Raw genomic sequence first — 11,037 nt, 5'->3', positions numbered from 1 at the left:
GCGCGCAGCGCGGCCCGCACCTGTCGCACGGTCGCTGCCGATCCCCCACCGGCCACGCGGTGCACCGCGAACGGCACGCCCTCGGGGATCGTGGCTCGCGGGTCGGTGAGGATCGCCCGCACCTCGTGCCCCTCGTCGGCGAGCCAGTTCGCCCACGCCCCGGCGACGAACTCGGCTCCGCCGCCGGTGAGGGCCGTGGTCAGGATCGCGATGCGCATGAGCGGCCGGTGCCCCTCAGGCCCGCGCGGGACGCAGGTCGCGGAACGACGACGTCGCCGCGTCGGCGTCGACGCCGGCCGTCTTGGCATCCACCACGACGACTCCGACCGGGTCGATGCCGACCGCGCGCAGCCCCTCGGTCGCGGCCGAGAGCTGCGGCGCCGTCGCCCGGCCCGCCGTGACCGCCAGGATCGTGGAGCCGGCGGTGGAGGCCGCGAAGATGGTGTCGCTGAGCGGGAGGGCGGGCGCGGCGTCGAGGACGACCATGTCGTAGGTCTCGGACAGCGTCTTGACCACCGCGGCAAACCCGGGGCCGGACATCAGTTCGACGGGGTTCTGCAGCGTCCGCCCGACCGGCAGGACGGCGATGCCGGCGGCCTCGCGGACCGCCTCGACGACCGTCGCCTCTCCGGTCAGCACGCCCGCCAGGCCCGGTCCGTCCAGCGACAGCTGCGACGAGATCGTACCCGAGCGCAGATTGGCGTCGACGAGCACGACCCCGACGCCGAACTCCCGCATCGCCAGAGCGAGGTTGGTCGACAGGGCCGACCCGCGGTCGCGCGGGGTGGCCGGGACGACGGCCACCACGTCGAGGCGGGTGTGCGGCATGTGTCCGAGCACGGCCGCGACGGTGCGGTACGCCTCGGACTCGCGCGACTGCGGGGTGTCGACGATCTCGGTCAGGCTGCCGCCGCGTCCGGGGATGCTGCCCAGGACGCGCGGAACGCCCTCGCCGACCGAGGCGGAACCGTGCACGCGCCGATCGCCGATGGCCGCCAGGGCGATCCACACCAGCGCGATGGCGAAACCGACGGCGAAGCCCAGGGCGAGGTTGGTCAGGACGTTCGGCGATGAGGCCTCGTCAGGGACCTCGGGGTCCTGCAGCGTCTCGAGGCGCACGGGCGAGGATGCCGCCCCCGCGGGCGTCTCGATGGACTGGACCGTCTGCGTGAACGCGTCGACGAACGCGGTCGCCAGGGTCGCGGCGCCCTGGGCCGTCGGTGCCTCGGCGGTGAGCTGCAGGATCGGGGTGTTCAGCGGCGCCTCGACGGTGAGCTCACGCGCGAGTTGCTCGACCGTCGTGTCGAGCCCCTGCGCGGCGATCACCTCGTTGAGCACGCGGGGCGAGCGACCGATCTCGGTGTAGGCGTAGGCCTTTTGCACCGCGAAGCTGTTCGCCTGCACGAGGTCGCTCGACCCCGCCTGCGCCGGGGCGTTGAACGCGACCACGAGCTGGGCCGTCGAGCTGTACACCGGCGGCAGGATCAGGCCGACGGCGAAACCGGCCGCCACGCCCAGGGCGGAGAACGCCAGGAGCGTCCACCACCATTTCTTGATCGCTCGAAGCAGGGCGGTGGCGCTCATGTGTATCCGATCGTTCGTGACGCGTCACTCGCGGATGAACCACTCGGCACCCCCACAGGCTCCGAACGCTTTATCCCCCCGGCGACGTTCTTGGTTGATCGCAGGTTATGGATTCTTTATTGCCGCCGTGTTGCATCGTGACGGCGAATTGTGTCCGGTTTCCCTAACGGAATGCGTCCGATCGGTGCGCGTGGTCAGCTATTTCGCGTTCTCGCGCAGAAAAGACACGATCGAACGACGGGTGTCATTGTTGAGCAATTGCAGGCCGTGCTTCGCGCCGTCGACCACGACGAGATCGTGGGTGATTCCGGCATCCGCGAGCGCCCCGTCCAGCAGCTCCGCCTGCGCGAGGGGGATCAATTCGTCGCTGCCGTGGACGATGAGCGTCGGCGGCAGCAGCTGCGCCGACTGCACCGGCGAGGCCGCCGCGGCATCCGGGCACTGGGCCAGGTCGTCGCAACCGAGGTAGGCCTGCACGACGCTCTCGAGGTCGGGGCGCGGGTCGCCCAGCTGGGCGGCGTCCGCGGTGAGCGAGGCCGCCGGCGACAGCGCCACGACCGCGTCCACCGGCGTCGAGGCCGTCTCGAGGCTCTCGGCCGTGCTCAGGGCGATGATCGCGCCGGCCGAGCTGCCCAGCAGCGACAGCGACCCGTCCAGGCCGAAGCGCTCGACCTGCGCATCCTCGCGGAGCCAGCGGATGGATGCCGACACGTCGTCGATCTGGGCGGGATAGGTCGCGGGGATCAGACGGTAGTCCACCGCGAAGGCCGCGAAGCCCTGGTCGCCCAGGGCGCGGCAGATGCTGCCCATCGTGCCGCGGTCGCCCTCCGCGAACGCCCCACCGTGCACGAGCACGACGGCCGGGTGCGGACCCTCGCCCGTCGGCACGCACGCGTCCGCCTCGAGCGCCGAGCCGTCGGCGCCCGGGTACTCGATGCCCTTCTCGACGGTGACGGCCGGGTCGTCCGAGGGGGTCGACCCCGAGGGGCTGCAGGCGGCGAGCGCGACGCCCAGGGCCACGAGCCCCAGGACGGCCCCGGATCGGGCGGCGGTACGGGTCATCGTGATCCTCCTCGGACACGGTCGAGGGCGGCGCGGTAGACGTCGCGGTGGCGGCGACCGACCTCGTCCCAGTCGCGACCGCCGAGCGCGGGGCGGTCGTCGTCGCCCATCGCCCCGGCGGCGGCGAGAGCGGCGGTCAGGTCCGCGTCGTCGAGCGTCCCGTCGAAAGGGAGCACCCAGCCGGGACCGGCCTCGCGGCCGAGCTCGTCGTTCGCGGGGCTGCGGGGCACCAGCACGGGTCGATCCAGCGACAGCGCCACCAGGGCCGCGCCGGAGTTGTGCATCTCGCTGTAGGGCAGGACGACCAGCGATGCCGCCGTGACCTCGGCGACGAGCTCGTCGTCGTCGACGAAGGCCAACCGGGCCGAGACGTCGTCGTGTCCGGCGATGCGCGCGGTGATGCGCTCGGCCAGTTCGGGCGTCGGCGAGCCGACGATGCGCAGCCGGCAGCCCGGGCGCTCCCGGGCCAGGAACACGTCGATGAGGTGCTCGACGTTCTTCCGCGGCCGGATGATGCCGAAGTACAGGATCCGGCCGGGCACGCGGTCGGAGCGCGGGTGCGCGGCGAAGCGGTCGCGGTAGTGCCCGTGCGCGATGACCGTCTCGAGACCCGGAGCCGGGGCGGCGGTGGTGCCGTTGAGGTGGATGAAGGCGGTGGTCGCGCGATCGACCGCGCGCACGAGCCGCCGCTCGGCCGCCGTCCCGGACTCGTGCGGGGTGACGTTGTGGGTCGTGCGGACGATCGGGATGCGCGCCCAACGCGTGCGCCACAGCAGGACGCGCATCGCGACGCGCTTGGCGACACGCGTGCGGCGGCGACGCGCCCGCACGAGGAACTCCGGCCAGTGCAGGTGCAGAACGTCGTAGCGGCCGGTGAGCGCGACGCGCCACGAGAAGTAGCGCACGCGGACGTCCGCGGGGGCGCCGTCGGTCATCTGATCGACGTACCGCGTCGTGCCGTCGGGCGGCGCGAGCGAATGCAGCACGGTGATCGGCGCATTGTTCTCGACCATTGCCCACCTCCCCCCGGATGTTTTATGCAGAACCGCCGGCGGCTCTTCGGCCAGACCATACCCGGCTCGGATGACGGGGAGCGACGCATTCCCGTCGCATTCGCGGCATCCCCCCGCATCGACAGCAATTCGTAACCGCGGCGTAACGCCGTCTGCACGAGCGGGGGTCATCGTGGTGAGCAAAGGACGAAATGCATCCGGTCGGGGATCCGGGCATTCGTCGGTCGGGGGTATGAAATGACCATCACGCGACGCCACGACGACACGATCGAGATCGTGGACGCCGATTCCACGCAGCCCGCCCGGGAGCGCGAGCGCTGGGCCCGCGCCTACGGACGCCTGCTCGTCGTCATCGACAACGCGGTCGTCTTCACCGCCCTCACCGCCGCCGCCGTGATCGGCACGCAGCCGACGATCCTCCCGGCCCTCGACGGGCGCGTGCAGGTGCCCGTGCTGCTGCCCCTCGCCGTCCTGGCCGCGGCCATGCTCGTGACGCTGTCGATGACCGGCAGCCGCGCGCCGCGCGTCTACGGCGTGGGCAGTCGCGAGTACCGCGCCGTGCTGCTGTCGGTGGTGTTCACCTTCGCCGGCGTCGCCCTCGTGGCCTACGTCGTGTCGCTGCACGGTCTGCACGCGATCCTCGCCGTGGGAGGCGTCTTCACGGCGACGGGTCTGATCGCCGCGCGATTCGCGGCACGGCGCTGGCTCCTGCGTCAGCGCCGCCGCGGACGCATGTCGCACCGCGTGCTCGTGGTCGGCTCCCCCGCGGTCGCCGGTCCCCTGTCCGACGACCTGCGTCGCGCGCCCGGCGCGGGGCTGCAGGTGGTCGGCGCGTACGACCCGAGCGGCACGGCCTCCGACGCCGACGGCGCGGCCGCGCGAGCGATCGCGGCAGAGGTGGTCGCCGCCCTCGGCGTGCTCGGCGCCGACACCGTCCTGATCTCGAGCGCGAACGAGCTGACCCCCGCCACCGTGCGCGAGCTGAGCTGGCATCTCGAGCCCGGCCGGCAGCACCTCGTGGTCGCGCCGAGCCTGACCGACATCGGCGGTCCCCGCATCCACGCCCGTCCGGTGAACGGTCTGCCGCTGCTGCACGTCGAGACCCCGCGCTACGCCGGCGGTCGCCTGCACGTCAAGCGACTGTTCGACATCGTCGCCTCGGCGTCGCTCATCGTCGTGCTCTCGCCGGTGCTGCTGGTGATCGCGGCCCTCGTGCGCTCGACGAGCCCGGGCGGCGTGCTGTTCCGGCAGGAACGGATCGGCCTGCAGGGCGAGACGTTCGCGATGCTGAAGTTCCGGTCGATGTACGCCGACGCCGAGCAGCGTCTGGTCGAACTGCACGCCCGCGAGCGCGGCGAGGGCAACAGCGTCATGTTCAAGATGAAGGACGATCCCCGCGTCACCGCGGTCGGCGGCATCCTGCGCCGTTTCAGCCTGGACGAACTGCCGCAGCTGTTCAACGTGCTGAGCGGGTCGATGTCGCTCGTCGGACCGCGGCCGCCGCTGCGCCGCGAGGTGGAGCTGTACGGGCGCAGCGTGCACCGCCGGTTCCTGGTCAAGCCCGGCATCACCGGCCTGTGGCAGGTCAGCGGTCGCAGCGACCTCGGGTGGGACGAGACCGTTCGCCTCGACCTCTTCTACGTCGAGAACTGGACGCTCACCGGAGACCTGGCGATCCTGCTGCGGACGGTCAAGGCCGTGCTGCGCAGCGAAGGCGCCTACTGACACGAAGACGGGACCGCCCCGAGGGACGGTCCCGTCTCGCGTGACTCAGGCGCTGCGACGGCGCCGGGCCACCAGCAGGACCGCGCCGATGATCAGCGCCGAGGCGGCGCCGATCCCGAGCGGCAGCACGGCGTCCGTGTCGACTCCGGTCGCGGCGAGCGCTCCGCCCTTCGTGGTGGTGGATGCCGGGACCGCGGCCGCCGTGGCCGACGCGGTCGGCCGGGGCGTCGCGGTCGGCGTGACCGTCGCGGTGGGCGTCGGCGTCCCCGTCGGCCCGGTGCTGGCCGACGGACTCGGCGTGGGCGTCGGCGTCGGCGAGGTCGACCCGCTCGGCGACGGGGTCGGCGACGGCGTCGGCGACGGGTCGCACCCGATGACGCTCACGCGCGGGTCCGGTGCCGTCAGGATGCCCGACGTCCAGTCGGGCGCGGTGCCCAGCTTCTCGAAGCCGAACGTCGCCGCGGCGGTTTCGGCGACGTCGTCGCAGTCGTACCCCTTCAGCGTCTTCGTCCAGGTCCAGGTCTCACCCGGCTGGAACAGGCGCGGGCCGTAGTCCTCGACCGCCCCGTCCGGCGCCTTGATGACGGCCGTGCCGTAGGCCGGGACCGACGAGGTGTTCTGAGCCCACACCTTCACCTCGACCTGCCCTGCCGTCGTGAAATCGAGAGTGACCTCGGTCTCTCCCGTGATGTCGGCCGCCCACGCCGCGGAACCCGCGCCGATCGCTGCCGTCAGCGCCAGGGCTGTCGCCCCCAGACCCGCTGTGATGGTCTTCTTCCTCATGTGCGGCTGTTCCCCCTCGTGCCTCCCACGTGACGTGGGTGGGGACGCCCAACACGCCCCCGCTCGCACGTTATCGACGCCGATGTCACCTCCCGTGTCGGCAACAGAAACAGGTTGTTTCGCTTTCGTCACCCCGCCCGCTCTCCCGCGGGTCTTCGCCGCCCGCGTCCGCGCACGCGACCGGTCCCCCGGGGAACAGCGACGCCGCCGCCCCCGCTCGAGAAAGCGGAGACGGCGGCGGCGGATGAAGAACGTGGCGGTGTCAAGCGACGGTGAAGACGACCTCGACCTCGACGGGACTGTCCAGGGGCAGCACGGGCACGCCGACCGCCGAGCGGGCGTGCGCGCCGGACTCGCCGAACACCTCGCCCAAGAACTCGCTCGCGCCGTTGATGACACCCGGCTGACCGGTGAATTCGGGAACGGATGCCACGAACCCGGTGAGCTTGAGCACCCCGGTCAGGTTGTCGACGCCGCCGACGAGCGCCGCGGCCGCCGCGATCGCGTTGAGCGCGCACTGGCGGGCGTAGGTCTTGGCATCCGCGGGGGTGATGAGACCCTCGCTCTCGCCGACCTTGCCCGTGGCGGGGAGGCTGCCCGACACCATCGGCAGCTGACCCGAGGTGTAGACGAGGTCGCCGTGGCGCTTGGCGGGAATGTACGACGCGACCGGCGGGACGACCGCGGGCACCTCGACGCCGAGGGCGCTCAGACGCTCCGAGACGCTCACTGCTGTCCCTCGAACTGGCGCGCGGCCGCCTCGGCGGCGCCCAGTCCGGCGTTCGCGCTGCCGCCGCCGACGGGGCGCTTGAAGTAGGCGACGAGGCCGCCCTCGGGACCGGTCACCACCTGCACGAGCTCCCAGCCCTGCTTTCCCCAGTTGTTGAGGATCGCGGCGGTGTTGTGGATCAGCAGCGGCGTGGTGAGGTACTCCCACGTGGTCATGTCGGGCTCCCGGCGGTGACTCGGATGCGCGCAACGGGAGTGCGCGCGGGGACGGATACGTACGCGCGCGAGCGCACGCCTTCGAGGCATCGCCCAGCAACGTCGCTTAGCATCAAGCCTATGCCCGAGAACAAACGAACGGCTAGCGGTGCCCTCGGCGGCATCGTCGGCCTCGTCGGCCTGAGCGCGGTCGCCGGACTCCTGGTCACCGCCGCCGTGACGCCGGCCATCGCCGTCTCCGGTGCCGCTGCCTCCAGCGCCATCACGATCTTCGACAAGATGCCGAGCTACCTGCAGCCCGACGAGCTCATGCAGCCGACGACGCTGATGGCGGGCGACCGGGTGCTGGCGAAGTTCTACGACCAGAACCGATCGCCGGTCACCTTCGACCAGATCAACCCGGTGATGTACGACGCGATCCTGTCGTCGGAGGACCCGCGTTACTACCAGCACGGCGGTGTCGACCTGATCGGTACGACGCGCGCCCTGCTGAGCAACGCACGGGGCGGCGAGACCCAGGGTGGCTCCTCGATCAGCCAGCAGTACGTCAAGAACGTGCTCGTCCAGCGTTGCGAGCGCGACGCGCGCGCCGTCGAGGCCACCGATACCCAGCAGGGCATGACGCGCGACGAGGCGCTGCAGAAGTGCGCCCTCGAAGCCGTGCAGTCCGAGGGCACCGCGGGCTACCAGCGCAAGCTGCAAGAGATGCGCTACGCGATCCAGCTCGAGAAGGAGTTCTCGAAGGACCAGATCCTCTTGGGCTACCTCAACATCGCGAACTTCGGCGGCACCACCTACGGCATCGACGCCGCCGCGCGCTACTACTTCAACACCCCCGCCGCCGACCTGACGGTGGGCCAGTCGGCTGTACTGGCCGGCATGGTGCAGAACCCCAACCGGTTCCGCATCGACCGCACCGGCGGCTCGATCTTCGACGACGACGGTACGGCGTACAACAAGGCTCCCGACGGCTCGATCGACGACGTCGACCAGAGCACGATCCAGGCGCTCTACACGCTGCGCGACAACGGCGAGATCACCCAGGAGCAGCTCGTCAACGCCGCGGACGGCTACAGCGAGACCAAGGGCCGCCAGCTCTACGTGCTCAGCCGCATGGAGGTCGACGGCAAGATCACGCACGAGCAGTACGTGGCCGCCGCGATCGAGCCCATCACCCCGCAGATCACGCCGACCGACCAGGGCTGCGTGTCGTCGGCCGCACCGTACTTCTGCGAGTACGTCGTTTCTACGATCCTGAACGACCCCGCCTTCGGCGAGGAGAGCGACGACCGCGTGCGGGCGCTGCGTCAGGACGGTCTCACGATCCAGACCACGCTGGACTGGCGTGTACAGGATGCCGCGCAGGCGTCGATGAACGAGAACGCGCCGCAGAGCTACAACAACATGAAGTTCGGCTCGACCATCGTCAGCACCGAGTCGAAGACCGGCCGCATCCTGGCGATCGCGCAGAACACCAAGTTCACGCAGGACCCGGGTCAGGCTGAGGCCGACCCGTCCTACAACTCGGTGGTGTTCGCCGGCGACAGCACCAATGGCGGATCGATCGGCTTCAATGCCGGATCGACCTTCAAGCTCTTCACGCTGGTGGACTGGCTCGAGAAGGGGCACTCGCTCAACGAGACGCTGAACGGTCGGATGGGCCCCGTGCCGAACATGACCAACTCGTGCACCGGTAACTACGTCAACAAAGACAACGCGCGCATCAACAACTTCGCGAACAACCCCGGTTACGTCGGGACGCCGATGCAGTTCACGCGAGACTCGTTGAACACCGGTTACCTGCAGATGGCCGCCGAGCTCGACCTGTGCGACATCGCCAAGACGGCAAAGAAGCTCGGCGTCACCAAGGGCGACGGCAGCGACATCACGATGCAGTACGCCAACAACGTGATCGGCAGCGACAACGTCTCGCCCATCGCCATGGCCGGCGCCTACGCGACGGTCGCCAACGGCGGGACGCTCTGCCAGCCGAAGGTCATCGACAAGGTCACCGCGAGCGATGGATCCGAGCGTCGCGCCCCCGAGCGCGCCTGCTCGACCGCCCTGACGCCCGAGATCTCGGCGACGGCCGCGTACGCCCTGCAGGGCGTCATGGCCAGCGGCGGAACCGGCCGCTCGGGCAACCCCTTCGACGGGACTCCGGTGATCGGCAAGACCGGTACGCACGAGGGCTGGCAGACGTGGATGATCGAGTCGTCCACCAACACCACCACCGCCGCGTGGGTCGGCAACTTCGAGGGCACCGAAGACCTGTTCGGAAAGTACTGGGGCGGCCGCCAGCTGTCCGACATCCGGTACGTGCTCGCCGCCGACACGCAGCGGGCCTCGGATGAATTCTACGGCGGTGACCGCTTCCCCGACCCCGCGTCGAACCTGCTGCGCACGCAGCAGCGCGACCTGCCGAACGTCGTCGGTCAGAGCATCGACGCGGCGCGCTCGACGCTGCTGAACGCCGGCTTCCGTGTCAGCGTCGGCGACCAGATCGACTCGACGTCGGGTCCCGACACCGTCGCCGCGCAGAGCCCCGGCGCCGGGTCCGCCCCCGCCGGTTCGCTCATCACGCTGAGCCCCGGTAACGGTCAGGGCGGCACGGTGCCGAACGTGGTCGGCCAGACCGTCAACGCGGCGCGCGGCGCCCTGAACGCCGCCGGGTACACCAACCTGTCGCTCGGCCCGTGCGTGGCGGAGCCCAACGCTCCGGCCGAGGGCCAGGTGACGGCGACCGACCCGGCCGCCGGCTCGTCCGCCAATAAGAACAGCGCGATCGTCCTGTCGATCGTCGCCAAGGCCTGCGGATGACGCGTCATCCGCTCGCGACGGCCGCCCTCGCACCCCTCGGGGTCGCGGGGGCGGCCGCTGTCGGGGCCGCCGTCTGGGGCGTCGGCGTCGAGCGCTATCTGTTCACGGTGCGGTACCACGCCCTGCGCGTGCTGCCGAAGGGCGCCGACCCCCTGCGCGTCCTGCACGTGTCGGACGCCCACATGGCGCCCTGGCAGCACCGCAAGCAGGAATGGATCTCGCGTCTCGCCGAACTCTCGCCCGACCTGGTGGTCAACACGGGCGACAACCTCGGTCACCGCGATGGTCTGACCGGCATCCGTTCCGCCTTCGCCTCGCTGCGGGGCGTACCGGGACTGGTCGTCCACGGCTCGAACGACTACCAGGAGCCGTCGCCGCGCAACCCGCTGCGCTACTTCCTGGGGCCCTCGGGTCATCAGCCCGAGCACAAGCACCTCGACGTCGAGGCCCTCGACCGCTTCTTCACCGACGACCTCGGGTGGAGCATCCTCGACGACACCGCGGTGTCACTCGAGGTGAAGGGGCTGCGCATCACCGCGTTCGGGGTCAACGACGCCCACCGCAACTGGGATCACCCCGAGCTCCTCCCCCCACTGCTCGAGAGAATGGATGCCGCCGACCTCACCCTCGGCGTCATGCACGCGCCGTACCGGCGCACCCTCGACACGTTCACCGACCTCGGTGCCGATGTGCTCATCGCGGGGCACACGCACGGCGGACAGGTCCGCGTCCCGTTCAGCCGCAAGGCGCTCGTGTCGAACTGCGACCTGCCGCTCGACCAGGCCCGCGGGCTGAGCGCGTGGACGCACGAGGGCCGGACGGTGCCGCTGAACGTCAGCGCCGGGCTCGGGCACTCGATCTACGCGCCCGTACGTTTCGCGTGCCGTCCCGAGGCGACCATGCTCACGCTGCTGCCGCGCTGACGCGTCCTCCCCAGCGCCCGAAGGCGTCGATCCGTGCACGGACCGGCGCCTTCGGTCGTTTCCGGGGCGACCCGCTGACGCACGATCGAGTCTCCTCGACAGAAGGGACTCCCGAATGAACCACCCTCCCCCGCCCCGCCGACGCGTCCTCGCCGCGATCGCGGCTTTCGCCGTGCTCCTCG

Annotated in this window: 10 protein-coding genes; 3 read left to right on the top strand and 7 right to left on the bottom strand. The window is 70.9% G+C overall.

Annotated elements, in window-relative coordinates; all coding sequences use genetic code 11:
* The 4 genes from DBR36_RS04255 to DBR36_RS04240 all read right to left on the bottom strand — a co-directional run.
* Positions 1-218: glycosyltransferase (locus DBR36_RS04255; protein WP_146185224.1), on the bottom strand; the 218-nt coding region annotated here is incomplete at its 3' end.
* A 16-nt stretch (positions 219-234) separates the two neighbouring features.
* Complete coding sequence (locus DBR36_RS04250; protein ID WP_108317706.1) at positions 235-1,584, bottom strand: polysaccharide biosynthesis tyrosine autokinase; 1,350 nt, start codon at positions 1,582-1,584, stop codon at positions 235-237.
* A gap of 198 nt (positions 1,585-1,782) precedes the next feature.
* Positions 1,783-2,646 (bottom strand): alpha/beta hydrolase, encoded by an 864-nt coding sequence (locus tag DBR36_RS04245; protein WP_108317705.1) that lies wholly within the window; start codon positions 2,644-2,646, stop codon positions 1,783-1,785.
* Positions 2,643-3,659, bottom strand: coding sequence for a glycosyltransferase (locus DBR36_RS04240; protein ID WP_181373472.1), 1,017 nt, complete (start codon positions 3,657-3,659; stop codon positions 2,643-2,645). Before DBR36_RS04240 ends, DBR36_RS04245 begins: the two co-directional genes overlap by 4 nt.
* A gap of 237 nt (positions 3,660-3,896) precedes the next feature.
* Here DBR36_RS04240 and DBR36_RS04235 point away from each other — a divergent pair, with 237 nt between their 5' ends.
* Entirely contained in the window at positions 3,897-5,384 is a 1,488-nt protein-coding gene (locus DBR36_RS04235) for a sugar transferase (protein ID WP_108317703.1), read from the top strand.
* A 45-nt stretch (positions 5,385-5,429) separates the two neighbouring features.
* On the opposite strand, the gene DBR36_RS17270 is transcribed toward DBR36_RS04235, so the two are convergent.
* From DBR36_RS17270 to DBR36_RS04215, 3 genes are all read right to left on the bottom strand, one after another.
* Complete coding sequence (locus DBR36_RS17270; protein ID WP_146185222.1) at positions 5,430-6,167, bottom strand: LPXTG cell wall anchor domain-containing protein; 738 nt, start codon at positions 6,165-6,167, stop codon at positions 5,430-5,432.
* Positions 6,168-6,429: 262 nt separating this feature from the next.
* Positions 6,430-6,897, bottom strand: coding sequence for a RidA family protein (locus DBR36_RS04220; RefSeq protein WP_108317700.1), 468 nt, complete (start codon positions 6,895-6,897; stop codon positions 6,430-6,432).
* Entirely contained in the window at positions 6,894-7,112 is a 219-nt protein-coding gene (locus tag DBR36_RS04215) for a hypothetical protein (protein WP_108317699.1), read from the bottom strand. Before DBR36_RS04215 ends, DBR36_RS04220 begins: the two co-directional genes overlap by 4 nt.
* Positions 7,113-7,232: 120 nt before the next feature.
* On the opposite strand from DBR36_RS04215, the gene DBR36_RS04210 reads away from it, so the two are divergent.
* Entirely contained in the window at positions 7,233-9,932 is a 2,700-nt protein-coding gene (locus DBR36_RS04210; RefSeq protein WP_108317698.1) for a transglycosylase domain-containing protein, read from the top strand.
* Positions 9,929-10,855, top strand: a complete 927-nt coding sequence (locus DBR36_RS04205; protein ID WP_108317697.1) for a metallophosphoesterase — start codon at positions 9,929-9,931, stop codon at positions 10,853-10,855. Before DBR36_RS04210 ends, DBR36_RS04205 begins: the two co-directional genes overlap by 4 nt.
* The last annotated feature ends 182 nt before the right edge of the window (positions 10,856-11,037 follow it).

The organism is Microbacterium sp. HMWF026, from assembly GCF_003061325.1.
Classification (GTDB): Bacteria; Actinomycetota; Actinomycetes; order Actinomycetales; family Microbacteriaceae; genus Microbacterium; species Microbacterium testaceum_E.
This window is presented reverse-complemented; position numbering and strand designations above follow the sequence as displayed.

Bases quoted from the DNA above. Each gene is read 5' to 3' on its own strand.
- DBR36_RS04250 (WP_108317706.1), bottom strand. From the start codon at position 1,584: ATGAGCGCCACCGCCCTGCTTCGAGCGATCAAGAAATGGTGGTGGACG.
- DBR36_RS04245 (WP_108317705.1), bottom strand. From the start codon at position 2,646: ATGACCCGTACCGCCGCCCGATCCGGGGCCGTCCTGGGGCTCGTGGCC.
- DBR36_RS04240 (WP_181373472.1), bottom strand. From the start codon at position 3,659: ATGGTCGAGAACAATGCGCCGATCACCGTGCTGCATTCGCTCGCGCCG.
- DBR36_RS04235 (WP_108317703.1), top strand. From the start codon at position 3,897: ATGACCATCACGCGACGCCACGACGACACGATCGAGATCGTGGACGCC.
- DBR36_RS17270 (WP_146185222.1), bottom strand. From the start codon at position 6,167: ATGAGGAAGAAGACCATCACAGCGGGTCTGGGGGCGACAGCCCTGGCG.
- DBR36_RS04215 (WP_108317699.1), bottom strand. From the start codon at position 7,112: ATGACCACGTGGGAGTACCTCACCACGCCGCTGCTGATCCACAACACC.
- DBR36_RS04210 (WP_108317698.1), top strand. From the start codon at position 7,233: ATGCCCGAGAACAAACGAACGGCTAGCGGTGCCCTCGGCGGCATCGTC.
- DBR36_RS04205 (WP_108317697.1), top strand. From the start codon at position 9,929: ATGACGCGTCATCCGCTCGCGACGGCCGCCCTCGCACCCCTCGGGGTC.